Origin of the sequence: Algoriphagus aestuariicola (genome assembly GCF_017254835.1) — a bacterium.
GTDB classification, from domain to species: domain Bacteria; phylum Bacteroidota; class Bacteroidia; order Cytophagales; family Cyclobacteriaceae; genus Algoriphagus; species Algoriphagus aestuariicola.
Genome location: NZ_JAFKCW010000006.1, coordinates 49,856 through 73,589 on the forward strand (window position 1 = coordinate 49,856; position 23,734 = coordinate 73,589).

The window sequence follows — 23,734 nt, forward strand, 5'->3', positions numbered from 1 at the left end:
AGTTTATTTGGTTTCTGAAGGCGCAAAGATAAGCCTTCGTCGTCGAAAGGACAGGCTTTCGGCTACAAAAGGTCTTCGAGGTCCTTTAGGTGACGGATTTCGAAAGTAGGCTGGAGCAGGATGCCCTTTCCCTCTGGATTGAAAAAAACCTGATCTATCCCCGCCCTCTGCGCACCCAGGATATCCGAGTCCGGGTTGTCGCCAATCATCAGGCAAGCATTTGGCCCGGTGTTCAGCTGATCCATGGCATATTTGAAGATCCTTGGATCGGGCTTTTTGTGTCCCGTGGTCTCAGAAGTAACGACCAGCTCAAAAAATCCATCCAGTCCGGCCGACTTCATTTTTTTGTCCTGCGACTCATTGAAGCCGTTGGTGATGACGTGGATGTGGTACTTGGTTCTCAGGTACGTGAGGATCTCTTTGGCATGAGGGAAGACATGGGGTTTGGCAGAGGTCCTATTCATGAAGTCCTCTTCAAAATCCAGGGGGATCGCTTCGGATTTCCCTCCTGCGTGCGAGAAAATCCTCGGGAACCGTTCCTTCCTGAGGTTGTGTTTGTCGATTTTTCCGACGTTGTACCAATCCCACAGCTGGAAGTTCACATGGTGGAAGGATTGGAAGAATATTTCAAAGGTGGGGATGCCCAAATTCACCAACCCATAAATGTGGTAAAGCTCGGAAAGCGACTCGGATACATTTCGATCATAGTCCCAAAGCGTATGGTCCAGATCAAAGAAAATATGTTGATAGGTTTTCAAGGGAAATCAGCGCCGATATTGGTTGTTTTGGATTTTGTTGATCGCCAGCTCGCGGTTGGACTTTAGGATCTCGTAGGTTTCCTGGTCCTTGATGAGACTGGGGTCTTTTTGGATAAACTTAAAAATCTGCATAATGATTTCGAGATATTCCTCCAGGATATAGTAAAACATCCATTGGTCGACCCGGCGGCTTCCTAGAAGTCCGGCGTTTTTTAGCATGATGAGATGCCGGCTGGTTTTGGTCTGTGTGAAGTCCAAGATGTGCTCCAGATCGGATATGCTCAATTCCTTGTTCAACATAAGCAGATGGATGATTCTCACTCTGGGCTCTTCTGAAAGAGCCTTAAAAATTCGCAATCCATAGTTTAAACTGATATTTTTGAGTCTCATTTGTAAGTTTTAACTTATAAACAGGAGTGAAAACAAAATTTCAACCGAAATTAGGCTAAAATCGCATCGGCATTCTAGGTGCCCTCAACAGACCCAATATTCGTGAAAATTACGCAGCTTCTTCCTTTTGTTCTGATTTTGGCTTTCGGAGTTTTTCTATTGCCTTCCCAGTCTCTAGCGCAGGATCAGCAGGAGAAGAAAGTCATCCAGCTCTCCGGAATTATCCTCAATGCGGACAGTACCGATGCCGTGCCTGGCGTAAATATCTATGTTCCTAAAAAGGGAAGGGGGACTTCAAGCGGTCGTTTCGGGTATTTTTCCATGCCAGTTTTGGAAGGGGATAGCGTGGTGTTCACTTTTATCGGTCTGAAAAAACAGACCTTCAAAGTGCCCGACAAGGTGGAAAACGACCGCATCAGCCTCATTTTGACGATGGAAGTTGATGAAATCGCCCTTGCGGAGATTGAGGTCATGCCTTATCCCACAGAGGAAGAGTTCAAAAGGGCTGTCATCGCGATGAATGTCGTAGACCCTATGTCGATCAGCCGGGCCAATATGAGTCCAGAGATGCTGCTGCGTTGGGCGGAGTCGATGCCGGCCTCCGGCGGGGAAAACTTCCGCTATTTCCAACAGGGGCAGATGCTTCAAAACCAGGATCTCTATGGGCCTCGACCGCTCCGTATCCTCGACCCTTTTGCCTGGTCGCAATTTATCCGATCCATCAAGCGCGGGGACCTGAAAAGCAAATAATTATCTCAAGCGGGGGTAGCTTTGTCCATTCCTGAAATAAATCCTAGGCAAACATTTGGTGGGATTTATTTAAAAGAATATCTTTGTGCCTCATTTCGAAAAGGCAATAGAAAACTAGCTATATCATGAAAAAAGATATTCATCCAAATTACAGAGACGTAGTGTTCTACGATACCTCCAGCGAGTTTAAGTTTTTGACCAAGTCTACTATTGAGACTAGCGAAACAATCGAGTGGACCGACGGCAATACTTATCCGGTTTACAAAATCGAAGTAAGCTCTGAGTCCCACCCATTCTACACCGGCAAGAAGATGCTTCTCGATACTGCTGGTAGAGTGGAGAAATTCAACAAAAGATACGCGAAGAAGTAATTCTGAGCGGCGATCGCCGAAAAAGTCTCCCGGGGCATGGATTCCGGGAGACTTTTTTATTTTTGCCCTATGGATCAAATCGTATTGTTTGATGACCCGGCATTGAGGGGTTCATTGCTTCCTTTTACTTTTACCCGGCCGGTGGCGGACATCCGCGTAGGTATCCTGAAGATTTCCGAAAAGTGGCAAAAGTATAGCGGGGCAAAAATTTCTTTTTTGACGCAAGAGTACTTGCAGAGTAAATTTCCACGCCATGTAGGGCCTTCCATGGCGATTAACGGTGCGTGGCTGCCTGATGCGGACTCCCTTAACCTTATTGTAAACCTCAAGCCAAATCAGGCGCTTTTTTGGGGGAAGGTTCTCTTGGCGGCTTCTATCGGGGCAGCCGAGCGCAACCTGTCTTTTGTCGCTGAGCGGGAAAGCGTTCAATTGGAAAAAGAACCCGCATTGATCCAAAAGACATGGAATATCTTCCAGTTCAACGCCGCCGAAATACGCAAGGACTTTGACCTCATCACCAAGGGCAGGACTTCCCAGCCGATAGATGATCCCCACACCGTGGTATATGGGCCAGAAAATATCTTCATCGAACAGGGCGCTAAAATCAGAGCTGCCGTACTCAATGCTGAGAACGGCCCGATTTATATCGGCAAAAATGCTGAGGTGCAGGAGGGAGCTTTAATTCGTGGCTGCTTTGCGCTTGGGGAAAGCTCCATCGTAAATATGGGAGCAAAACTTCGCGGAGACACCACCGTGGGCCCATTCTCGAAAATAGGAGGGGAGGTTTCCAACTCGGTCATTTTCGGGTACTCCAACAAGGGGCATGATGGCTTTCTGGGAAATTCAGTCCTAGGAGAATGGTGCAACCTTGGCGCCGATACCAATACGTCCAATCTCAAAAACAATTATGCTCCGGTCAAGCTCTGGGACTATACCAAGGGAACTTTCGCCAGCACTGGATTGCAGTTTTGCGGCCTGATGATGGGAGACCATTCCAAAAGCGGGATCAATACGATGTTCAACACCGGTACAGTGGTCGGTGTGGGAGCGATTATTTTTGGCGAGGGATACCCTCGAAACTTCATCCCTTCGTTTTCCTGGGGGGGCTCGGCTGGATTTGACACGTTCCATTTGGCAAAGTTTGAGGAGACGGTCAAGGTCGTTTGCGCGCGCCGGGGATACGAATGGACAGCTGCCGACCAAGAAATAATCGAGCGGGTGTTTGATTTGACAAAAAGCTACAGAATTTGGGATAGAACTTCCTGAACCATCCAATTATGCAATTTGCAGAAATACCCGGCTTGCCGGAAACCAAAGAGAAACTCGTCAATGCGGTCAAACACAACCACCTGGCACATGCGCTGCTCTTTCATGGCCCAGAGGGTTCGGCAAACCTGACCCTGGCGCTGGCCTTGGCGACCTTTCTCTATTGTGAAAATAAGACCGAAACCGACTCCTGCGGGAGCTGCTCTTCCTGCCAGCGGATGAAGCGATTGGTGATGCCCGATTTGAATTTCGCATTTCCGGTCATCGCCAGCCAAAAGGAAGACGAAAAAGACGAGGACGAAAAATCCGATGTGTTGGGCAACTGGAGGAAATTTGCCACGACCCAGCCCTATGGCAATGTCCATGACTTCATCTATTTCAATGGTTTCGAGAAAAAACAGCTGAACATCTCCAAGGGCGCTGCGAGGAAGATGATCCAAGCCTTGTCTTTGATGTCTTTCGAAGGAGGTTATAAAATCATGCTGATCTGGGCACCAGAGTTTCTCCATCCCTCCGCAGCCAACGCCCTACTTAAGATCATCGAGGAGCCGCCTGCAAAGACCCTGTTCTTGCTGGTGACCTCCCAAGCCGACCAGCTGCTGACCACTATCTTGTCGCGTACCCAAAAAGTGCTCGTGCGGGCCTTTTCGGATGAGGAGATCAAGGCTCATTTGGTGGACGCTGGTCTTTGCGACAGCAAGACAGCCGAGCAAATAGCCATGCTCGCAGACGGCAACCTTCGCGAAGCCTACCGCCTGGTAGACCAAGTGGAGGACAAACAGGTCGCCCAAATCAGGGACTGGTTTCGGCTCTGTGCTTCCAAAAACCTGAAGGAGATCTTTGAGGAGGCCGACAGGTTTCATAAAGCAGACAAGGAGGCGCAAAAGTCTCTCTTGCTCACCGGCCTAAACGTCTCCAGAGAGATTATGCTGAAAAATTTCGATCTGGACCAGCTACTACGTACCACGGAAGAGGACCGCAGATTTATCGATAACATCAGCAAAAAAGTTCTCACTGAAGACCACGTGGTCAAGCTCTATGAGGCTTTTAACCAAGCCCACTACCATATTGAGCGAAATGGAAACGCCAAAATGATATTCACGGATCTTTCCATGGATATTTTGATGATGATGTCCAAGAGATAGCGCCATGGGAAAGAAGACGATTGGCAGAAAGGAGAAGATATCTCTCCCCGAGCTCGGGCTGAAGCTGGTTTGGGCAAAAATCGATACGGGGGCCTTCACGAGCAGCTTGCATGCTGAGCAAATCAGGGAAGAAAACATCGAAGGCAAAAAGGTTCTTTTGTTTGAAATCCTGATGCCAGGGCACAAAGACTTTACTGGAAAAACCCTGAGCTTTGAAAATTACAGGGAGAAAAAAGTGAAAAACTCTTTTGGTCAGGCAGAAACCCGGTTTCTGATTGTGACCAAGATCAGAATTGCGGGCGAGACCTTTTCTGCGGAATTTACGCTCTCGGACCGCTCAAGCATGAAAAATTCCATCCTCCTGGGAAGAAAAGTCCTACAGGACAGGTTCTTGGTGGACGTCAATGGGGTAAATCTTTCCAAAGCTCACCGCAAGAAAAAATGAAGATAGCCATCCTATCGAGAAACTCGAATCTGTATTCTACCCGCCGCCTGGCAGAGGAAGTCACCCGGGCCGGCCATGAAGTCTTGATCGTCGATCATAGCCTTTGTGACTTGCTTATCGAGCAAGAAGGGCCCTCGATCATTTACAAAGGCCAAAAGGTGGAGGGCGTCGATGCGATCATACCCCGTATCGGGGCTTCGGTGACTTTTTACGGTACGGCGGTAGTGCGGCAGTTTGAGTTGATGGGCGCATTCTCCGCGGTCAATTCCCAAGCTATCGTCCGAAGTCGAGATAAGCTCAGAAGCCTGCAGATTCTCTCAAAAAACGGCCTCGGTATGCCGAAAACGGCATTTACCAATTTTTCAAAGGGTGGGGAAAAGCAGCTTGTCGAGCAGGTCGGCGGTGCTCCCCTGATCATCAAATTGCTAGAGGGAACCCAAGGGCTGGGTGTGGTGCTGGCGGAAACCAAGAAAGCCGCGCAGTCTGTCGTGGAAGCGTTTCACGGACTGAAGGCCAGGATAATCGTCCAAGAGTTCATCAAGGAAGCCAAGGGCGCGGATATCAGGGCTTTTGTCGTCAACGGCAAGGTGGTGGGGGCCATGAAACGGCAGGGCGCAGAGGGAGAATTCCGTTCCAATCTTCACCGAGGCGGAGTAGCAACTGTAATCAAGCTTTCCCGCCAGGAAAAACAGGCGGCACTGAATGCGGCAAAGGCGCTTGGCCTTGATGTCGCCGGCGTGGACCTACTCCAATCTGCGAGAGGTCCGCTGATCTTGGAAGTGAACAGCTCACCTGGATTAGAGGGGATTGAGCAGGCTACTGGCGTGAACATCGCCGCTGAGATCATCAAATACGTGACGGAAGGAGTGAAGAAGAAATCCTCCAAACACAGCAAGAATCAATGATGAACAGAAAAGTAAAAATAGGTACGAGGGGTAGTAAGCTGGCGCTTTGGCAAGCGTATCATGTGGAGGCCTTGCTCAGCGCGGGCGGCCTCGAATCCGAGATTGTCATCATCGATACCAAAGGTGACCAAGTCTTGGATGTGTCAATCTCGAAGATCGGAAGCAAGGGGGTTTTTACTCAAGAGCTCGAAGATCAGCTACTGGATGGGCGGATTGACATTGCGGTGCATTCTGCAAAAGACATGCAATCCACCCTTGCGGAGGAATTTGAATTGATCGCTTTTACGGAGCGAGAAAAAGAAAATGATGTCCTTCTTTCGGCAAAACCGGGAATCGACATTCGGGATACGTCGAAACCCTTGGTTTTGGGCACCTCGTCCACTCGGAGAATCGCAACCTTGAAGCATTTTTATCCCCACGTCAAGACCGTCGATGTCAGGGGGAATCTCCAAACCCGAATCCGCAAAATGGAGGAGGGACTTTGCGACGCACTTTTGCTGGCATATGCGGGAGTACACAGGATGGACTACGATTCAATGATCGCTCAGGAGTTGGATTTAAGTGAGTTCACTCCGGCCGTAGGACAAGGATCGGTGGCTATTGAGGCGGCCAAATCTCTGGATCCGGCTTTGCGAGTGCAGATCATTGCGGCCTGCAACCATTCCGAGACCGAAGTTCGCCTGAACGCAGAGCGTGCCTATCTTCGCGTGCTGGAGGGGGGATGCAGTATTCCGGTCTTTGCCTTGGCAAGTCTAGAAGAGGGTAAGGTGAAATTGAAGGGCGGGATAGTGAGCCTCGATGGGAAGGAGCGTATTGCCTTGGAAGTATCTGGAGAGAAATCGCACGCTGAAAAATTGGGGGAGGAGTTGGCAGAGCGAGTTTTTGCCGCAGGCGGAAAAAGCATCCTAGAGCAAATCAAAAAATCACAAGCACAACAATGATAAAAGTACTTCAATACGTTTTCTTCATTTTCTTACTCAGCAGCACTTGGGCCTGCGGTCAAAACAAAGACTACTTAGTCACCATTTCCACCAGACATGGAGAAATCAAGGCAGTTCTGTTTGACGAAACACCAGAGCATAAGGATAATTTTATCGCTCTAGCGGAAGCCGGTCGTTTTGATTCTACCCAATTTCACCGGGTGATCGAAAACTTCATGGTGCAGGGAGGGGATGTCTTTAGCAAGGAGGGTCTTCCTGCAGAAGAATGGCCTACGTTACCAGCAGAAATCCGTCCAAAGTACGTGCATCGCAAAGGCATGATCTCGGCTGCCCGGCAGGGAGACAACGTCAATCCGCAAAAGAGGAGCAACGGCTCCCAGTTTTTTATCGTCCAAGGCCGAACCTATAAAGAGCAGGAGTTGGTCACCGATTTCCCCGCTTTGCAAAAGGCGGTGTTCCAATTCATGCAATACGAAGACCAGAAAGTGTTCAGGCAGACCTATTCCAGACTGTATCAGGAAGAAAAGTACGACAGCCTGACCAGCCTGGTGATTTCCAAGCGGGACGAGATTGCCGAGAGGCTGAATGTGAAATTGACCAAGGACTATACGCCAGAGCAAGTCAAGATGTATGCTGAAATCGGCGGGACACCCCATTTGGATTTTGAGTACACGATTTTTGGCGAGGTGCTTTCTGGATTGGATGTGGTCGACAAAATCGCCGCCGAACCCACAACACGGGAGATACCCAACGACCCGGTGTACATGACAGTGACCGTGGAACGCGTCTCGAAGAAAAAGATCAGCGAAGAGTACGGCTATGTCTACCCCGAAAGCAAGTAGGCCGAAAATCCTCATTACTGGGGCAAATGGTCTGCTGGGGCACAAGCTAGTCGAGCAACTCGTCGAGAGAGGCGAGTTTGAGGTAGTGGCTACTGGTAAAGGACCATGTAGATTGAGCGGAGGAGGATTTTTCTATCAAAGCATGGATATCACCGATCAGAGGCAGGTCGAGCAGCTCATCGCCCAGGAAGCGCCAGATACCATCATCCATAGCGCCGCGATCACCAACGTCGATCAGTGTGAGCTGAATCATGAGGAATGTCTTGAAGTAAATGTCAAGGCAACCGAATATTTGGTTCGGGCGGCCGAACAGCTCAAAGCTCATTTTATTTTTGTATCGACGGACTTTGTCTTTTCTGGAGAAAAAGGCCCCTATGATGAAGAGGCAAAGGCGGTCCCTGTGAACTTTTATGGGGACTCAAAACTATCGGGGGAAAATCTGGTCCGAGGTGCCAAGACCTCTTGGGCGATCGCCAGGACCGTACTGGTCTACGGTATTGCCGAGGGATTGAGTCGCAGCAATATCATTCTCTGGGTGAAAAGTTCCCTAGATGAAGGTAAAACAATACAAGTGGTCGATGACCAATGGCGTACTCCGACGCTGGCAGAAGACTTGGCGTTTGGATGTATCTTGATCGCCGAGCAAAAGGCACAAGGCATTTTCCATATCTCTGGGTCAGATCTGCTGACTCCCTACGATATGGCGATACAGACTGCGGAGTATTTTGGGCTTAACAAGGACTTAATCAAAAGAACCGATTCGACCAAGTTTACCCAGCCTGCGAAAAGACCCTTGAAAACTGGCTTTATTATCGATAAAGCCAGAAAACAGCTTGGTTTTGAACCCAAAACTTTCCAAATGGGAATAGGTATTTTAGCAAAACAAATTATCTTAGCCCGCTCTTAAAAAGCAGTTTACACCCTAAATTTAACTTTATACTAATCTATGGCAGTACAACCTAATACTGAAGAAAGAGGTCAGTTTGGATCCAGTCTTGGCTTTATCATGGCCGCCGCGGGATCAGCGGTCGGGCTGGGCAATATCTGGAGATTCCCGTATCTGACTGGAGAAAACGGTGGTGGTGCCTTTGTGTTTGTCTATATCATTTGCGTCCTGTTGATTGGGCTTCCTTTGCTGTTCAATGAAATTGCCCTGGGCAGGATATCGAGGAAAAATCCTATCGGAGCGGTAAGAGAGACTGGTGGAAACAAGTTTTGGCAATCTGCCGGAGTATTGTGTGTGCTGATGTGCTTCTTTGTGTTCAGCTATTATTCTGTGATCGCGGGTTGGACTGTTGGATATATTTTCACAGAGATCGTGAATATTCCGGTGGACTTTGCAGTATTCGTGCAGACTCCCATGTATGTCGTTCCTCTCACCTTCTTTTTCATCTTGTTGACCATCCTGATCGTCTTGGGGGGTGTGTCTGGGGGGATTGAGAAAGCAGCGAAGTTTCTGATGCCGGTTTTGTTCATCATCATCATCTTCATTGCGGGCAGATCTGTGACGCTCGAAGGAGCGCAGGCGGGTATTGAGTATTACCTGTCCCCTGACTTCTCTAAAATTAGCTCAAAAGTGATTTTGCAGGCACTTGGCCAAGCCTTTTTCTCCATGTCCGTAGGCTGGGGATTGATGATTACTTTTGGATCCTATCTTCCTAAAAGCTCGAATATCGTACAGGCATCTAGCTGGATCGCTGGAATGGATACTGCGGTCGCCCTGCTGGGAGGTCTGATGGTGTTTCCAGCTTTGTTTGCCCTATTGCCTGGCAAAGATCCCGCTGGCGGCCCTGCATTGGTTTTTGATGTACTTCCGCAGGTTTTCAATGCCATGCCTGGCGGTAATATCATCGGGGGGCTCTTCTTCATCCTCCTAATGGTGGCGGCACTGACTTCCACTATCTCCATGCTGGAAGTACCGGTATCCTACCTGATCGATGACCGCAAGTGGAATAGAAAAAAGGCTACATGGACCGTGGGGATCGCCGCGATGATCTTGTCTGTTCCCTCAGCCATGTCATCGATCGATGGCTCGATCTTTAATACGATGACCTTTAATTTTCTGGGAACGGAGCTCGTGGGCTTTTTCGGGATTATGGACTTTATCTTCGGTACGTTTGCCGTCATCCTGATTTGCTTGATGCTTGCTCTGTACACAGGTTGGGCTAGCAAAATCTCTGTTTTTGCCGATGAATTGGCGTTAGGTTCTCCGGGCTTCAAAGGTGCATTTCGTACAGGCTGGATCTTCTTCATCAAGTGGGTATGCCCTATTGTGATTGGTTTGGTGATCCTGGATTTGATGGGAGTGTTTGGAGCCCCACAGCAGGGAGGTTGATCAGCGAAAGACTTTGATAGAAGGGAGCTCATTGGGGCTCCCTTTTTATTTTTTAGGCAGAAAGAAGAGATTTGTTTTTATTTAGAAATGTATTTCATATACTTGAAAAAGTATTTCATTTTCTATGAAGGTTCTTCTCGTCGATGACGATTCCGTCCACCTCCTTATTCTCCAAAAGATTTTCGAAAAGTCAAACCATGAGGTCGTGGTAGCACGAAACGGGAAAGAGGCCCTCCAATATTTGGAGTTTGATTCTTCTTTCCATGTTATTCTCACCGATATTATGATGCCGGTGATGGACGGTGTGGAATTTTTGGAACATCTGAAAGAAAGCCCCAGCACGTCTTCCATACCTACCATTGGCTTTACTGCAGGAGATGTGGAATTTTTCCGATCCTCTGCCAAGGTTAGTTTTGACAGTCTAGTTCCCAAGCCCTTGGATTTTTATGATTTGTATAACTTGGCCCACTACACGGTTCAGCGCCAAGTGGGGTAAACGAGATTGGCAAGGGAATTGCGAAGGCGGTGTTTAGCAATGAAAACTAAACCCTAAAACTAAAAACCATGAAAAAAATGCTCTTTGCCCTGTTGTTCGTACTAGGTGCGACCCAGGCTTTTTCCCAAAACGGGATCGGAATCAAAGCTGGTCTTAGCAGCACCAAGCTGGACTTTGACAACAAGGAATTTGTGCCGTCCGATGCACAGACAGGGTATCATATCGGGCTTTTTGGAAGATTTGGAGGGGCAGGATTCTTTATTCAGCCTGAGTTGTTGTTTACCCAGACCAAGGGTGAATTTGCCTACGTCCCTAGCGGTGTAGCTGGAAGCGCGGCTCCGCAAAACTATGAAGCGGAATTCAATCGATTGGATATTCCCGTCATGGCTGGGTTTAGGTTTCTGAAGGTTTTGAGGGTTATGGCGGGACCAATTGCCAGTATAAATATCAATTCAGAATTGAAAGACGCGCCTGATACGGTGGGCGAGGCCGACTTCCAGAGCGCGACTTTTGGCTATCAGGCTGGTCTCGGAGTCGATATAGGCAACTTGAGTGTGGAGGGGAAATATGAAGGAGGCTTGAGCAAAGTCACAGACAATATTGGCCCCTACAGCACCGATAACCGAATCAACCAATGGGTTCTTTCTGTAGGGTTTAGGATATTCTAAACGGACATTTGAGCAAATAGAAAGCCCTCCGGGAATCAATTCCGGAGGGCTTTATTTGTTACTCTCAAACTTACCCGATCAGGTTTCCTTCTGCGTCCCACTCGGCGACTTTGCCGCGATCCTCGGGTTTGAGGTAGAGGGAGAGGTACTTCTCGGGGTTGGACAGGCCGTGCCTGTCCAGGACGTTTTGGGGTACCCCGTCCCAGACGTTGGGCTGGTTGCCGCGGTAGTCCATGTACTTCCAGCCCGCCTCGGTGGAGAAGTAGCCCGAGCAGGTCAGGTTTCTCAGCATGTTGAACCAGCGCACCGCGCCGGAGTATTCCGGGGTGGCCTTGTCCGGCCAGGCGACCAGCTCCACGATCTGTAGGACCTGGTCCTTGCCGAGCTCGTTGAAAGGCTTGCCGAACAGCTCGTCCGCCTCGAAGTCCAGCCACATCAGCCCGCCCCGCATCGGGGTCTGGTTGCCGGGCTGGTCCTTCATCATGAACTCGATGAAGTCGGGGACCTTCAGCTCCGTGGCCGACGGGGAGTCGTCGCCCGCGGGCAGGATGATGTCCACCAGGGTGTTCAGCTTTTTGAATTCTTCTTCGGTGAAAAACTTCTCCGAAAGCAGCTGTGCGTCGCGGAGTTTTTCGTCCTCGGTCCGGTTGCCGATGGTGCCGCCGGCAGCCACTTGGTTTTGCACCGCCACCTGCTCGGGTTCACATCCGGTCAACAACAGGCCTGCCCCCACGGAGCCGGTAAAGAGCAGTTTCAGGTTTTCTCTTCTGTTCATGGCTTAGATGTTTTTTTGTTTGAGTTGGTCCACGATGTAGTCCGAAGTCCTCCAGGACAGCGCCAGGATGGTCCAAGTCGGGTTTTTGTCCGCCTGGGAGACGAAAGGCCCCGCATCCACGACAAACAGGTTGTCGCAGTCGTGGGCTTGGCAGTTGGAGTTCAGCACGGAGGTTTTCGGGTTGTTCCCCATGCGGGTGGTGCCCACCTCGTGGATGATCCTTCCCGGTGCGTGCAGGCCATACTCGGACTCCGCACCCGGCTTGCCGCCCAACAGGATGGCCCCCGCGTTGGTCAGGATTTCCTCGAAGGTGTCGTGCATGTGCTTGGCCTGCTTCAGTTCCTCGTCGGACCACTTGTAGTGGAACCTCAGGACCGGTATGCCGTACCTGTCCACCGTGTTGGGGTCGATCTCGCAGTAGTTGGTGTACCTGGGGATGCTTTCCCCCCGGCCGGACATCCCCAAGGTGGAGCCGTAGATGCGCCTGATGTCCTTTTTCAGGCCTTCCCCGTAGCCTCCGTTGGGGCTCGGGTTGCCAAACTCGTCCTTGATGAACTTGCGCATGGTGTCCATGCCGCCGCCGGCCCCGTAGCTGGGCTGGCCCATGCCGCCCCAGTATTCGATGTGGTAGCCGCGGGCAAAGTCCAGCTTCTTGTTGTCCAGCCACCAGGGGGTGTACATGTGCATGCCGCCCACGCCGTCCTCGTTGTAGCGCTCGCGGTCGATCAGGTCGGGCAGGATGCCCATCCTGTCGGCCCCCGTGGAGTCGTGCAGGTACCTGCCCAGGGCGTCGGAGTCGCCGCCGATCCCGTTGGGGTGGGACTTGGACTTGGAGTTCATCATGATCCTGGCCGACTCGCATGCCGAGGCACCCAGCACCACCACGCGGGAACGGAGCTTGTATTCCTTCATGTCGACTTTGGAGATGAAGGATACCCCGGTGGCCTTGCCGCTGTCGTCGGTGGTGACCTTTCTGACCATGGAGTGGGTGTACAGGTCCACCTTGCCCTTTTTCATCGCGGGATGGAGTAGGCAGGTGCCAGCCGAGAAGTCGGCGTAGGCCTGGCAGGCCCGGTTGCACTGCGCGCAGAAGAAGCAGACGCCGCGTTCGTTGTTGATCGGGCGGGTGAGCATGGACAGACGGCCCGGGATCATCGGCATGCCGGCCTTGTCGGCGCCCTTTTTCAGGAAGAGCTCATGGAGCCTCGGCTTGGGGGGCGGGAGGAAAAACCCGTCCGGCTCGTTGTAGATGCCCTCCTTGGAGCCGAAGACGCCGATGAGTTTGTCCACGCGGTCGTAGTAGGGCTTCAGGTCCTCGTAGCCGATGGGCCAGTCGTCGCCCATCCCGTCTATGCTCGCCCGTTTGAAGTCGTTGGGGCCAAAGCGCAGGGAGATCCTGCCCCAGTGGTTGGTCCGGCCGCCCACCATGCGGGAGCGGAACCAGTCGAACTTGGTGCCGTCCTTGCGGGTGTAGGGCTCGCCCTCGATGTCCCAGCCTCCGATGGCCTGGTCAAAGTCTCCGAAGGGGCGGATGCGGGTGCCCGCGCCTCTCCTTGGGGACTCCCAAGGTGGCCTGAGTTGGGTTCTGTCCTCGTCCTTGGCAGGGTCAAAATCCCCGCCCGCCTCCACGACCGCGACACTCAAACCGGCCTCGGAGAGGATCTTGGAGGCCATGCCCCCACCCGCTCCAGAGCCCACGATGATCACGTCATAGGAGTCTGGGGTTTCTTTTATCTGAAAGCTCATCTTTAAAATTTTCAATGAAGTCGAAAATTTAAGCCAAAAAAAATGGCTATTGAAATGCTTACTACATCGAGTGGAGGAATTTGGGGATGTAGGGGATAGGAATGATCTAATTTAAATCCATTAAAAATAGACGGGCTTAGTTAGAGCGAGCAAAAAAATAGATAGGCCGGCAGAGGCATTTGCCACCAGCCTATCGGCAAGCTTAAATAGAAGCTTCGATAAATGGCCAAACCGTTTCGAAAACGATCTGATGACCTTCCTCTGTAGGGTGGATCCCATCGGGAAGATTCAGTGCCGGATCACCCGCCACGCCCTCTAAAAGAAAAGGAATCAGTGTGACATTTTTCTCTGCAGCTACTGCGGGGTATATTTTCTGAAACTCATCAGTGTACTCCTGTCCCATGTTTGGAGGGATCTGCATGCCAGCTAGGATGATATGGGTTTGGGGATATTTCGCCCTGACTTTGTCAATGATGGCAAGCAGATTGTTTTTCGTTTCACTGAGTTGAATACCTCTAAGCCCATCGTTTCCTCCGAGCTCCAAGACGAAGATATTAGGCTCTTCTTCCAGAAACCAATCCAAGCGGCTCAGCCCTCCGGCAGTAGTTTCCCCACTAAGTCCACCATTGATTACTCTATAGTTTTTCCCCAAGCTGTCAATTCTCTCTTGGGTCAAGCCTGCAAAAGCATCCTCCGGATCGATTCCATATCCCGCAGTCAGACTGTTGCCAAAAAACAGGATGGTTTTCTTTTTAGCATGGGTTTCGGTATTCGCAGTGGATTCGTCCGTTGTTTCATTCGATTTTTTCTCCCCTCCTGAGCAGGAGGCTAGGGTCACAGCGAATAGGGCGATAAGCGTATAGAGGATGAAACCTTTGAGAGAAAGATTCATAGTGTACAGGATATTGAATTGTAAAACTATATACCCAAAAGGATTTTTGGGATAAAGGTTTTCGAAAAATAGGGCTTTCTGGTCTTTAGATTAAAAACGCCAGCGCAATAATTGCTAATAAGGCGCAAAATGCCTGAAAGTAAGGGTTTCGGAATTTTACTGCGCAAATCAACAAAAGCGTGCATAGACCGATAAGGCCCACTGCAAAAATTGAAGTAACTTCCGCGGACTCTTTGTACATCCACTTATCAAATTCATAGATAAGGAAGAGGCCAAAGAACGACAGAAAAGCCAAGTTCAGAGGCAAAAGATAATGTTCTGTGGCTTTTCTAACTGTTTTCATGGATCAGTTTCTTGGGCTCCTTTTCTCTTTTCCAGTACTTAAAAAGATGATAGGAGATGAAGGTAAGCAGGAAAAGGTAGACTGCGGGAGTTACCACCATGGTCGCATAGGCATAGCCGATGAAGATCACTGCGGCCCCCAGTAAGACAATGAGGAATATGGTGGAAATGGAGTATATGAAAATCGTCTTCTTGACTTCTGCTTTTTCATCAGCGGTTTTTTTCTTTCGAATCAAATAGATGAAAAATCCGGTGATCGAGAGGATTCCCGAAGTTAGGCCAAGTAGGGCATAGGCGATTTTCAGGAAGATCCCCCCAAATCTCCCAAAGTGTAAGCCCTCTTGCAGGTAATAGAATTTGTCGAGGAATGCTTGTTCTCGGATGTCGTAGCTATTGAGGATTTCCAGGCTAGTCTTGTCCAGTACGACTTTGGAGATGTGGGGCTCGAAAGGAAGTCGTCCCGCATCGCCTTTTATCTCAAGTGTATTGGTTCCGTCTTTGGAAGGGATCACCTGGGTAGGAATAAATCCGGGTATTTCGCTCTTGGCGATCGTTAGCGCCTGCCAATAGTCATAGGGTTGCAAAACATCATCTTTGGGATCGAGGATTTTATCCGCTCTTTTATAGGCATTGGGAGCCTTGATGTCCAGCCATTTGATCAGCACAGGCTGAAGTCCAAGCCAGGCTCCTGTAGCTCCGATCATTAGATTGAATGCCAAAGCAGATACCCCCACCATTTTGTGCCAGTCGGCCATGAGGATGCGGAGGTTCTTTTTTCTGATAGCCCCGAAAACCTGATTCTTCATGAACTGCCCATAAATCAGCAAGCCTGTCACGCAGAGCATCACGAGTCCGATTCCAGCCAATCCAACCAGCTGTCGACCCCACCAAGCATCCATCAAGCGCACATGCACTTGGCGGAGATAGTTGCTGAGGCTGTTGAGGTGATCCTTGGTGCCTAGGATTTCGCCGGTGTAGGGGTTGACAAAGACCTGATATCGTTCAGAATCATAGGGTGCCTGCTCCTTATAAATGTCTATGATGAGTGGATGGAGGTCCGAGGATGGTGGCTGGACACCTAGAATCTGGAATTCCGGATATTGGCTTTGCACGGTGGAAACAATCCCGCTGACAGGCTGAAGGTTTTTAAGAGAATTTTGCAGCAGGAAATCCCTTTCCAAGAATGAATCGATCTCAGGTATAAAAACCGCCACAGCGCCAGTCAAACTGAGCGCTGCTATGACGATCCCCACATAGAGGCCGACCCATTGATGGATTTTCCAGAGTATGTTTTTGGATTTTTGTGCTGCCACTTTGCCGTTTTAGAAGGAGAAGGTGATGGTTCCCAGCAGTTTTCTCGGCGCGCCAGGGAATAGCCTCAAGTAATCGTATCCGCCTACCCAATGGGTCTTGTCCGTCAGGTTGTTGACATTCAGCTGAAGGCGAACGTTCCCGGCGGTGTAGTAGAGCGCGGCGTTCATCAGGGTGTAGCCCGGGATGGTTTGGGTGGCGCTGAGGGAAAGGTTACGCTCGGTCACGAAGTTGGTGCCAAAACCTATGCCTAAGCCGGACAATGCGCCCTGGTCAAACTCGTACTTGGTCCAAAGGTTCCCTTGGTGTTTTGGCGCATTGGGCTTTTGCTTGTCAAGATCACTCTCGTTGGGGCTTTCGGTGATTTCGGCGACGTTGTAAGCATAGGAAGCCATCACGCTCCAGTTCATCAAGATCCGGCCTGTCAGATCCACTTCCACGCCTTTGGCTTCTTCCTCTCCGATTTGCTCCAAAAGATCGGTTTCTCCAGCTACCGGATAAAGCGTGTTTTTCTGTTTGATTTGGTAGACTCCGGTGGTCAGTTCCAGTCTTTTGTTAAACCAGTCCGACTTCATCCCAAACTCCACCATGGAGCTTTCCAGGGGATCAAAAGGCCCGCCAGCATTGGGGTTTGCGATCACGGAAGCAGTTTGGGGATTGTAGCCTTCCACATAGGTGCCGTAGATGTTGACGTGTTCATTGGCTTTGTACACTAGTCCCAGTCGAGGAAGTAGGGCGGTTTGATTGACCTTTTGCTCTCCTTCTTTCTTGTAGTTTTCAAAGTCGGAGTAGATCTCGTAGCGAACGCCGACCATCGCTTCGAGCTTGCCAAAGGTGATTTGGTCCTGAGCGTAAAAGCCATTTAGGTAATAGAGCGTAGGATCATAGCCAACTTTTGCATAGAAATACTTGCTCATGTCCTGCATGGCTTGCGAAGGAATGGGGTTTTCCAAGTCGAAATGCGGTACGTTGGGCACCGGGTTTCCGGCGGCGTCCAGCAAATAGTTTTGTGGTTTGGTAGGATCAAACCGGGCGATGGAGCCGGTATTTGAGGCATTTCTGTAGCCGCTTGCGGTCAGCTGAGAACCTCCAGCCGCCAAGGTTTCGCGGGCATAGTCATAGCCTATTACCAATTTGTGGGAAAGGGTTCCTGTCCTCGTGTTGATGTTGAAGTAAGAAGACAAGTTGTCCACAAAACGCTGCCTCTTGCGGATAAAAACCTGACGTCCCACTTGTGTACCGATGGTGTTTCCCTCACCGTCCACGGCATAGCTGTTGGATGAGCGGTGCTCTTGCAGGTCTTCGCTATAACCTGTTTTCATGTAGGATGCGTTCAGGCTGATGGACTTGTTCAACTGATGATTCAAAGAGGTGGTGATGGTGTAAGTCTGCTCCTTCAAATAGTCATTGGCCGTGTTTAAGGACCTGGAAATCGGGGTGGAGTAGAGGTCATTTTCAAAAGTCGACTGTCCGCGGTCAAGCCGGCTGCTGGAGTTGTTGAACACCAAGTCGAGGTTTACGCGGGTCTTTTCTGAAGCCACAAACGAAAGGGATGGGGCCACGACGATGTTCTTGTCAAACTGCAGGTCCCTGAAGTTTTGGGCATCTTCGTAGCCAATATTCAGACGATAGAGCAAAGTCTTGGATTCATTGGCTGGTCCTGTGAAATCCGCCAACCCTCTGAAATTATTGAAGCTTCCCAAGGAAAAATTTAAGGTGTTGCGATTCACGTCCAGCGGCTTTTTGGTCACTCGGTTGACTACACCACCTGGGCTGGCATTTCCGAAAAGGGCAGATGATGGGCCTTTTAGCACTTCCACCCGCTCGAGGTAGTTGATCAATGGCTGTTTCCAAAAACCAGAAGTGGAACGCATGCCATTCACCAATTGGGTATTGCTTCCTCCATTGATGCGGAAGCCACGGATGGTAATGTCGTCGTAGAAGGTGAATTGGCTCACGCCGGAGAAGTTTTTCACAGTTTCGCCGACTCTCATCAAACCTTGGTCTAGGATCAATTCTTTGGTGGCATAGGAGACGGACTGGGGCAGGTCCTTGATGTTTGTCTGGGTCTTGCTGCCGATAAAAGTGGCCGTGTTTTTATACCCTTCTTCTTTTCTGCCGAGAATTTCCACTTCCTGTAGGCCTGAAACGGCTTCTTGCAATTGGAAATTTCTAGTATGCGAAGCTTTAGTGATTGAGATTTTTTCTGTTATCGTTTCAAAACCAATGAATGACAGCTTCAGGTTATAGTCGCCTGTCTTATCGAAAACCAAGCTATACTTTCCATCGATATCAGTCACCGTACCAAAGGATGTACCGCTAACCTGGATGCTGGCTCCGATCAGAGGTTGGCCTCCGACATCGGAGATCGAACCCTTGAGCTCGTGCTTGGATTGGCCAAAAGCCGCAAGGGCCAGGGAGAAGAATAGGGTATAAAAGGTAAAAATTCCCTTCATGTTTATTTAGATTGATTATAGACGGTGCAAAAGTAGGGGCTGGCTTCAAAAATCCACAAGATTATTTAGATTTGTTTTAAATAAATTTAACAAACCCGGTTCTGGACTATTGGGAGAGGTGGGCTATCGAAGTCCAAACGCCTGTTATATAAGGGTTTTTCCATTTGAATCAGGTGAGATTGCTGGTTTGTGGCTCGATCACTATATTCCCTCAACCATTGCGAAGGTTTATCGTTAAGCCTTTGTCCAACCCCACAGACTCCTTTACCCCGTATGACAATTTTATCAGTAGCAAACCTGAGCAAGGTTTACCAAAGTGGCAGTCGAAAGTTGACTGTCCTGGATGAAGTGACTTTTTCGATCCAATCAGGCGAGATCATCTCTATAGTCGGCCCCTCAGGCAGTGGCAAGACCACCCTGCTAGGTCTCTGCGCTGGGCTCGATTCCGGGTCCACCGGCAGCGTTGTGCTGAACGGAAAAGCGCTCGAAAAGCTGAATGAAGACCAGCGAGCCGCGGTGAGAAATCACGACGTAGGGTTCATTTTTCAAAACTTCCAGTTGCTGCCGACGCTGACCGCACTCGAAAATGTGATGGTGCCGCTTGAGCTGAAAAAGCGCAAGGATGCCCGTGCCAAGGCTATGGACCTTCTTGAAAAGGTTGGGCTAAAGGACCGTGCAACGCACTATCCTACACAGCTTTCGGGGGGAGAGCAGCAGCGGGTATCTATCGCCCGGGCCTTTGCCAACGAGCCCAAGATACTTTTTGCGGATGAGCCGACGGGCAATCTGGATACTGAAACCGGGGAAATGATCGAAAAATTGATTTTTGACCTCAACAGGGAAAGAGGAACTACACTGGTGCTCGTCACGCACGATTTGGATTTAGCGGCGAAAACCCAGCGTATCATCCATATCAAAGGAGGTAAAATACAGGAGGACGCACATGCCTGATTTTGCCTGGATCTTGAAAATGGCTCTTCGGGACTTCCGGAAGAACCTTTCCCGCCTTTTGCTTTTCGTCTCCTCCATCGTGGTGGGCATTGCGGCCTTGGTGGCTATCAGCAGCTTTGGGGAAAATCTGACCAAAGACATCGACAATCAAGCGAAGGAACTTCTCGGGGCTGACTTGGTTTTGGAAAACAACAAGCCTATCGGTGATCAGCCAGTGGATTCTACGGCTACGGAGATGGCTGCCGAAGTGAACTTTGCTTCCATGGTGGCCTTTCCCCAAACTGGGGCGAGCCGACTGACGCAGGTCAGGGCTTTGGAAGGGGATTTTCCTTTTTATGGAAAGCTGGAAACCATCCCCTTGGAAGGCGATTCTGATTTCAGAAGTGGAGGCCGTATGGCTCTCGTAGAGAAAACCCTCATGGCGCAGTTCAATGCCCAAGTTGGTGACTCCATTAAGGTCGGGGCTGTTACATTTCAAATTGCGGGCGAACTGCAAAAAGTACCCGGACAGACTGGGATCACTGCCACCGTTGCGCCTGCGGTATACATTCCCATGGATTTTCTGGCCGAAACTGGCTTGGTCCAGTATGGCAGCCGGGTTGAGTATAGAAGGTATTTGATGTTCACTACGGGTACGGATGTGGACGAACTGATCAAACCCTACGAAGACCAATGGGAACTCGATCGTTTGGATGCCGATACGGTGGAAGACCAAAAGCGCTCCACTGGGAGGTCTTTTGAAAACCTTTCCAACTTTCTGAGCTTGGTAGCATTCATCGCCCTGTTGCTGGGATGCGTGGGGGTGGCCTCTGCCGTCAATGTCTTTGTGAAGGAAAAACTGGCCTCCGTTGCCGTCTTGAGATGTCTTGGGGTTTCGTCCCGAGACGTATTGCTTATCTACTTGGCCGAAATCAAAGTGATGGGCTTGGTAGGAGCGTTGCTTGGCGCAGCACTTGGCTCAGCACTTCAGTATATCCTTCCGGCAGTTTTCGCAGATTTCTTACCCGTGGAGGTCAACGTCGGGATCTCCTGGATCTCTGTAGGTTTTGGTATCATCACCGGTCTGTTCGTGTCAATCCTGTTTGCGCTTTTGCCCTTGCTGAAGGTGCGAAATGTGTCGCCCATGGCTACGCTTCGGCCGGAAACCGCCGATACCACCTTGTTGAAAGACCCGCTTCGTTGGTTGGTGATTTTGGGAATTTTGCTGTTTATCTGGGGATTTAGTTTTTACCTTTTGGGGGATTGGAAGCTTGCCCTGGGATTCACCGGATTTGTGCTGATCGCTTTTGGTTCGCTATGGGGTGTAGGACAGCTGATCATGTGGTCGGTGAGAAAATTCCTTCCCATCTCGCTGCGCTATACTTGGAGGCAGGCCTTGGCGAATCTTTATCGTCCAAACAACCAAACCATCTCGCTGATCGCGACGATAGGCTTGGGTACGGCAATGATCGCCACGCTTTTTTTTCTCCAAAACCAATTGCTCGAAGAAGCCCGGTTTGCCGACAAAGAAGACCAGCCCAATATGCTCATGTTTGACATCCAGTCAGCTCAGTTGGACGAGGTGCGAGGCAAGGTAAAGGCGCGCGAGTTGCCAATCATGCAGGAAGTGGCCATCGTCACCATGAATCTCAACGAAATCAATGGCGTGGACAAAAAGGGAAACGAAGAATTACCAGATGAGGAAAACTATTCCCGCTGGCTTTACAATCGCGAATTTCGCGTGACCTATCGAGATACGCTAATTTCCTCGGAGACGCTTACCGCGGGGGACTTGATTCCGCTTGGCGCACGAGGGGACAGTGTATTTGTCTCTTTGGAAAAAGGTTTTGGGGAAGGAAATGGACTGAAGATTGGCGATGAGCTGGAGTTCAATGTCCAAGGTAGGCCAATCAAAACCTACATTGGGAGCTTCAGGGATGTGAAGTTTAATCAGGTCTCGACCAACTTCTTAGTCTTGTTTCCCACCGGGGTTTTGGAACAAGCTCCCAAATTCCATGTGATCATCACCAAGACCAAGAATGACCGGGAAGCGGCTGACGTGCAGGCGGAGATCGTACGAGCCTATCCAAATATCTCGATCATCAACCTCGGCACCATCGTTGCCACGCTGGAGGAAATCTTGGGCAAGATCAGTTTTGTGATTCAATTTATGGCCTTTTTCTCCATTGCTACGGGTATTCTCGTGCTGATCAGCTCTCTGATCATCAGCAAATACCAGCGGATGCGGGAGAGTATTTTGCTTCGTACGCTCGGCGCGAGTTCATCCATCGTCACTCAAATCAATACGCTAGAGTATTTCTTCCTAGGTAGCTTGGCCTCGCTCTCGGGGATTTTGTTGTCTTTCCTGGCGACTTTCCTTTTGGGCGAGTTTGTGTTCAACATGAATTTTAGCCTCGCTTGGAAAGAAGGGCTGATCATGTACTTGGCCATCACCGGACTGACTATCGTCCTGGGCTGGCTCAATGGACGAAAGATCATCAATCAACCGCCAATGGAGATATTGAGGGGAAATAGCTGATTAGAGGTTTTTAAATCAGGAATTGGTCAGTCTGTCTAAGGCTTCCTCCAGCATGCTGACAAAGTTGAGCTGTCGGCCTCGGTTGCTTTCGCGGATAAAGTCCTGGAGACTCTTGCTGCTGTATTTGTCAAAATCTCCGACTATAGCAAGCCGTACGCGATAGTTGGAAAACTTCTGAAGGATCTCTCCTGCGATGCCGTTATTAAGGTCGAAAAAGTTTGGGGCCAGATTGCGCTCATGAAGGATCACCCGATCCAATCCTTGATAGTAAAGATTCCCGAGCAGGTCGACCGCGTCTTGTGTGGAGGAGATCAACGCCTCCTCCCCACTGAGTTCAGCGATCTGGATTTGTCCGATGGTGTGGGTTTTGAATTGCATTGGGAGGAAGTAAATCAAGCTGCACTTTCTTTAGCAGGTTTAATGCTTTCCAACTCCTTGCTTTTTAGTGCCTGTTCTTCCTCCAAGTCAAAGTCATTCTGTAGTCCCAACCAAAACTTGGCGCTGTTGCCAAAAAACTTGGCAAACCGCAAGGCGGTGTCGGCGGTGATTCGACGATTTCCCTTGATGATTTCTGAGATTCGGGTCTGGGGGATGAATGTCTCCTTTGCCAAGCGATAGGCGGAGATGTCCATTGGAGCCAGAAACTCCTCTTGCAGTATTTCTCCAGGGTGGATAGTTTTTGGCAGCTTGCGCATAAGGGATTTTTTGATGATTTTAGTTTATGGATGTCCCAAACAGCATAAATCAAGGTAAGAGTTTTCTAAGAATAGTGCTACCTGTTTCACTTCTGATTCCTGTGGTGGGAATGATATTATATTTCAGCAAGTTTTATGGACAGATGTCGGATTCTTCGAACATTTGGGCTGATTTTGCAGTTTTCAACGGATATTTTTTAGGTTGGGCTAACTTAATTGTACTTGGTGTAATTTCGTTTATGGCTAATCGAGCCACTGATGCTTTCAATCGACTTCAGATTAGACCATTACTTTTTGTTTCAATTGATAGGCCTATAACGGTGGAAGGTTTTAAGGATAGTTGGTATTTGAAAAACGGAGCTAAGAATGTGGCTGTAAATGTTATGGTGAGGTTTAATTCTGGTCAAGCAGGTATGACGAAGTGGGTTTCTTGCTTTTCCCTGAGTGAAAATGAAAAATTGGAGCTTTTCTGGGTTCAGTTTGCGGATCAAATCGAGGTGGCTTATAGTGATTTGGCAATTGAGAAGTTTTACAAGTTTACCATTAAGGATTATTTCGGAAACGTAAATGAGATTAAGAAGGAAGAGTTTGATCTTATAGTAGAAGAAGCAAAAGATAACAGAAAAAATAACTACACTGCTCTTCGAGATAAATTGGAGACATTTTTTGCTAGTGGTGAGAGTAGTACTGAATATGTTGAGAAGTTTCTGAGAAAGAACTTAATGCCATAGGATGA

25 protein-coding genes are annotated in these 23,734 nt (G+C 49.5%); 15 read left to right on the forward strand and 10 right to left on the reverse strand.

The genetic code is table 11. The features are described from left to right. Positions 1 to 62: 62 nt before the first annotated feature. Positions 63 to 758: a YjjG family noncanonical pyrimidine nucleotidase gene (locus tag J0A67_RS21500; RefSeq protein ID WP_206571460.1), complete on the reverse strand. Its 696-nt coding sequence runs from the start codon at positions 756 to 758 to the stop codon at positions 63 to 65. 6 nt (positions 759 to 764) lie between these two features. Beyond that, complete coding sequence (locus tag J0A67_RS21505; protein WP_206571461.1) at positions 765 to 1,148, reverse strand: ArsR/SmtB family transcription factor; 384 nt, start codon at positions 1,146 to 1,148, stop codon at positions 765 to 767. 108 nt (positions 1,149 to 1,256) lie between these two features. Between J0A67_RS21505 and J0A67_RS21510 the strand changes: the two genes are divergently transcribed. From J0A67_RS21510 to J0A67_RS21565, 12 genes are all read left to right on the forward strand, one after another. Continuing rightward, positions 1,257 to 1,898, forward strand: a complete 642-nt coding sequence (locus J0A67_RS21510; protein WP_438839599.1) for a carboxypeptidase-like regulatory domain-containing protein — start codon at positions 1,257 to 1,259, stop codon at positions 1,896 to 1,898. Between the two features lie 125 nt (positions 1,899 to 2,023). Continuing rightward, positions 2,024 to 2,269 (forward strand): type B 50S ribosomal protein L31, encoded by a 246-nt coding sequence (locus tag J0A67_RS21515; RefSeq protein ID WP_067550599.1) that lies wholly within the window; start codon positions 2,024 to 2,026, stop codon positions 2,267 to 2,269. Between the two features lie 69 nt (positions 2,270 to 2,338). Beyond that, positions 2,339 to 3,535: a GlmU family protein gene (locus tag J0A67_RS21520; protein ID WP_206571463.1), complete on the forward strand. Its 1,197-nt coding sequence runs from the start codon at positions 2,339 to 2,341 to the stop codon at positions 3,533 to 3,535. 11 nt (positions 3,536 to 3,546) lie between these two features. Then, the gene (locus tag J0A67_RS21525) at positions 3,547 to 4,680 is read left to right on the forward strand and encodes a DNA polymerase III subunit (RefSeq protein ID WP_206571464.1); all 1,134 of its coding nucleotides are present in this window, start codon (positions 3,547 to 3,549) and stop codon (positions 4,678 to 4,680) included. Between the two features lie 4 nt (positions 4,681 to 4,684). After that, positions 4,685 to 5,125 carry an ATP-dependent zinc protease family protein gene (locus tag J0A67_RS21530; protein ID WP_206571465.1) on the forward strand — a complete coding sequence of 147 codons (441 nt, stop codon included), beginning with the start codon at positions 4,685 to 4,687 and terminating at the stop codon, positions 5,123 to 5,125. After that, positions 5,122 to 6,030: a 30S ribosomal protein S6--L-glutamate ligase gene (rimK, locus tag J0A67_RS21535; RefSeq protein WP_206571466.1), complete on the forward strand. Its 909-nt coding sequence runs from the start codon at positions 5,122 to 5,124 to the stop codon at positions 6,028 to 6,030. Before J0A67_RS21530 ends, rimK begins: the two co-directional genes overlap by 4 nt. Continuing rightward, positions 6,030 to 6,971 (forward strand): hydroxymethylbilane synthase, encoded by a 942-nt coding sequence (gene hemC, locus J0A67_RS21540; RefSeq protein ID WP_206571552.1) that lies wholly within the window; start codon positions 6,030 to 6,032, stop codon positions 6,969 to 6,971. Before rimK ends, hemC begins: the two co-directional genes overlap by 1 nt. Beyond that, positions 6,968 to 7,813 (forward strand): peptidylprolyl isomerase, encoded by an 846-nt coding sequence (locus tag J0A67_RS21545; protein WP_206571467.1) that lies wholly within the window; start codon positions 6,968 to 6,970, stop codon positions 7,811 to 7,813. The genes hemC and J0A67_RS21545 overlap by 4 nt, the downstream gene beginning before the upstream one ends. Further along, positions 7,791 to 8,720 (forward strand): SDR family oxidoreductase, encoded by a 930-nt coding sequence (locus tag J0A67_RS21550; RefSeq protein ID WP_206571468.1) that lies wholly within the window; start codon positions 7,791 to 7,793, stop codon positions 8,718 to 8,720. The genes J0A67_RS21545 and J0A67_RS21550 overlap by 23 nt, the downstream gene beginning before the upstream one ends. Positions 8,721 to 8,759: 39 nt before the next feature. Further along, positions 8,760 to 10,148, forward strand: a complete 1,389-nt coding sequence (locus J0A67_RS21555; protein ID WP_206571469.1) for a sodium-dependent transporter — start codon at positions 8,760 to 8,762, stop codon at positions 10,146 to 10,148. Between the two features lie 124 nt (positions 10,149 to 10,272). Continuing rightward, on the forward strand, positions 10,273 to 10,644 hold the full coding sequence (locus J0A67_RS21560) for a response regulator (RefSeq protein WP_206571470.1): 372 nt from the start codon (positions 10,273 to 10,275) through the stop codon (positions 10,642 to 10,644). Positions 10,645 to 10,712: 68 nt separating this feature from the next. Then, a complete protein-coding gene (locus J0A67_RS21565) occupies positions 10,713 to 11,312 on the forward strand; it encodes a porin family protein (RefSeq protein ID WP_206571471.1) in 600 nt (199 codons plus the stop codon). A gap of 70 nt (positions 11,313 to 11,382) precedes the next feature. Here the strand turns inward: J0A67_RS21565 and J0A67_RS21570 are convergent, their stop codons facing one another. The 6 genes from J0A67_RS21570 to J0A67_RS21595 form a co-directional block, all read right to left on the reverse strand. After that, a complete protein-coding gene (locus J0A67_RS21570; protein ID WP_206571472.1) occupies positions 11,383 to 12,087 on the reverse strand; it encodes a gluconate 2-dehydrogenase subunit 3 family protein in 705 nt (234 codons plus the stop codon). A 3-nt stretch (positions 12,088 to 12,090) separates the two neighbouring features. Then, positions 12,091 to 13,833: a GMC family oxidoreductase gene (locus tag J0A67_RS21575; protein WP_206571553.1), complete on the reverse strand. Its 1,743-nt coding sequence runs from the start codon at positions 13,831 to 13,833 to the stop codon at positions 12,091 to 12,093. Between the two features lie 202 nt (positions 13,834 to 14,035). Next, positions 14,036 to 14,725 (reverse strand): arylesterase, encoded by a 690-nt coding sequence (locus tag J0A67_RS21580; RefSeq protein ID WP_206571473.1) that lies wholly within the window; start codon positions 14,723 to 14,725, stop codon positions 14,036 to 14,038. An 85-nt stretch (positions 14,726 to 14,810) separates the two neighbouring features. Then, positions 14,811 to 15,068 (reverse strand): hypothetical protein, encoded by a 258-nt coding sequence (locus J0A67_RS21585; protein ID WP_206571474.1) that lies wholly within the window; start codon positions 15,066 to 15,068, stop codon positions 14,811 to 14,813. Next, positions 15,055 to 16,380 carry a PepSY-associated TM helix domain-containing protein gene (locus J0A67_RS21590; protein WP_206571475.1) on the reverse strand — a complete coding sequence of 442 codons (1,326 nt, stop codon included), beginning with the start codon at positions 16,378 to 16,380 and terminating at the stop codon, positions 15,055 to 15,057. The genes J0A67_RS21585 and J0A67_RS21590 overlap by 14 nt, the downstream gene beginning before the upstream one ends. A 9-nt stretch (positions 16,381 to 16,389) precedes the next feature. Further along, the gene (locus J0A67_RS21595) at positions 16,390 to 18,834 is read right to left on the reverse strand and encodes a TonB-dependent receptor (RefSeq protein ID WP_206571476.1); all 2,445 of its coding nucleotides are present in this window, start codon (positions 18,832 to 18,834) and stop codon (positions 16,390 to 16,392) included. 273 nt (positions 18,835 to 19,107) lie between these two features. On the opposite strand from J0A67_RS21595, the gene J0A67_RS21600 reads away from it, so the two are divergent. Both J0A67_RS21600 and J0A67_RS21605 read left to right on the forward strand, forming a co-directional pair. Then, the gene (locus tag J0A67_RS21600) at positions 19,108 to 19,785 is read left to right on the forward strand and encodes an ABC transporter ATP-binding protein (protein WP_206571477.1); all 678 of its coding nucleotides are present in this window, start codon (positions 19,108 to 19,110) and stop codon (positions 19,783 to 19,785) included. After that, the gene (locus J0A67_RS21605) at positions 19,778 to 22,303 is read left to right on the forward strand and encodes an ABC transporter permease (protein WP_206571478.1); all 2,526 of its coding nucleotides are present in this window, start codon (positions 19,778 to 19,780) and stop codon (positions 22,301 to 22,303) included. Before J0A67_RS21600 ends, J0A67_RS21605 begins: the two co-directional genes overlap by 8 nt. Before the next feature lie 15 nt (positions 22,304 to 22,318). On the opposite strand, the gene J0A67_RS21610 is transcribed toward J0A67_RS21605, so the two are convergent. After that, a complete protein-coding gene (locus J0A67_RS21610; RefSeq protein WP_206571479.1) occupies positions 22,319 to 22,681 on the reverse strand; it encodes a DUF4180 domain-containing protein in 363 nt (120 codons plus the stop codon). 14 nt (positions 22,682 to 22,695) lie between these two features. Further along, on the reverse strand, positions 22,696 to 22,998 hold the full coding sequence (locus tag J0A67_RS21615; protein ID WP_206571480.1) for a HigA family addiction module antitoxin: 303 nt from the start codon (positions 22,996 to 22,998) through the stop codon (positions 22,696 to 22,698). 26 nt (positions 22,999 to 23,024) lie between these two features. On the opposite strand from J0A67_RS21615, the gene J0A67_RS21620 reads away from it, so the two are divergent. Next, the gene (locus tag J0A67_RS21620) at positions 23,025 to 23,729 is read left to right on the forward strand and encodes a hypothetical protein (protein ID WP_206571481.1); all 705 of its coding nucleotides are present in this window, start codon (positions 23,025 to 23,027) and stop codon (positions 23,727 to 23,729) included. The last annotated feature ends 5 nt before the right edge of the window (positions 23,730 to 23,734 follow it).

Excerpts from the sequence above, each read along its gene's own strand:
- J0A67_RS21560 (WP_206571470.1), top strand. The coding sequence starts at position 10,273 with ATGAAGGTTCTTCTCGTCGATGACGATTCCGTCCACCTCCTTATTCTC.
- J0A67_RS21595 (WP_206571476.1), bottom strand. The coding sequence starts at position 18,834 with ATGAAGGGAATTTTTACCTTTTATACCCTATTCTTCTCCCTGGCCCTT.
- J0A67_RS21575 (WP_206571553.1), bottom strand. The coding sequence starts at position 13,833 with ATGAGCTTTCAGATAAAAGAAACCCCAGACTCCTATGACGTGATCATC.
- J0A67_RS21505 (WP_206571461.1), bottom strand. The coding sequence starts at position 1,148 with ATGAGACTCAAAAATATCAGTTTAAACTATGGATTGCGAATTTTTAAG.
- J0A67_RS21550 (WP_206571468.1), top strand. The coding sequence starts at position 7,791 with ATGTCTACCCCGAAAGCAAGTAGGCCGAAAATCCTCATTACTGGGGCA.
- J0A67_RS21530 (WP_206571465.1), top strand. The coding sequence starts at position 4,685 with ATGGGAAAGAAGACGATTGGCAGAAAGGAGAAGATATCTCTCCCCGAG.
- J0A67_RS21525 (WP_206571464.1), top strand. The coding sequence starts at position 3,547 with ATGCAATTTGCAGAAATACCCGGCTTGCCGGAAACCAAAGAGAAACTC.
- J0A67_RS21565 (WP_206571471.1), top strand. The coding sequence starts at position 10,713 with ATGAAAAAAATGCTCTTTGCCCTGTTGTTCGTACTAGGTGCGACCCAG.
- J0A67_RS21605 (WP_206571478.1), top strand. The coding sequence starts at position 19,778 with ATGCCTGATTTTGCCTGGATCTTGAAAATGGCTCTTCGGGACTTCCGG.
- J0A67_RS21545 (WP_206571467.1), top strand. The coding sequence starts at position 6,968 with ATGATAAAAGTACTTCAATACGTTTTCTTCATTTTCTTACTCAGCAGC.
- J0A67_RS21615 (WP_206571480.1), bottom strand. The coding sequence starts at position 22,998 with ATGCGCAAGCTGCCAAAAACTATCCACCCTGGAGAAATACTGCAAGAG.
- J0A67_RS21610 (WP_206571479.1), bottom strand. The coding sequence starts at position 22,681 with ATGCAATTCAAAACCCACACCATCGGACAAATCCAGATCGCTGAACTC.
- J0A67_RS21520 (WP_206571463.1), top strand. The coding sequence starts at position 2,339 with ATGGATCAAATCGTATTGTTTGATGACCCGGCATTGAGGGGTTCATTG.
- J0A67_RS21580 (WP_206571473.1), bottom strand. The coding sequence starts at position 14,725 with ATGAATCTTTCTCTCAAAGGTTTCATCCTCTATACGCTTATCGCCCTA.
- J0A67_RS21515 (WP_067550599.1), top strand. The coding sequence starts at position 2,024 with ATGAAAAAAGATATTCATCCAAATTACAGAGACGTAGTGTTCTACGAT.
- J0A67_RS21620 (WP_206571481.1), top strand. The coding sequence starts at position 23,025 with ATGGATGTCCCAAACAGCATAAATCAAGGTAAGAGTTTTCTAAGAATA.
- J0A67_RS21570 (WP_206571472.1), bottom strand. The coding sequence starts at position 12,087 with ATGAACAGAAGAGAAAACCTGAAACTGCTCTTTACCGGCTCCGTGGGG.
- hemC (WP_206571552.1), top strand. The coding sequence starts at position 6,030 with ATGAACAGAAAAGTAAAAATAGGTACGAGGGGTAGTAAGCTGGCGCTT.
- J0A67_RS21555 (WP_206571469.1), top strand. The coding sequence starts at position 8,760 with ATGGCAGTACAACCTAATACTGAAGAAAGAGGTCAGTTTGGATCCAGT.
- rimK (WP_206571466.1), top strand. The coding sequence starts at position 5,122 with ATGAAGATAGCCATCCTATCGAGAAACTCGAATCTGTATTCTACCCGC.
- J0A67_RS21600 (WP_206571477.1), top strand. The coding sequence starts at position 19,108 with ATGACAATTTTATCAGTAGCAAACCTGAGCAAGGTTTACCAAAGTGGC.
- J0A67_RS21585 (WP_206571474.1), bottom strand. The coding sequence starts at position 15,068 with ATGAAAACAGTTAGAAAAGCCACAGAACATTATCTTTTGCCTCTGAAC.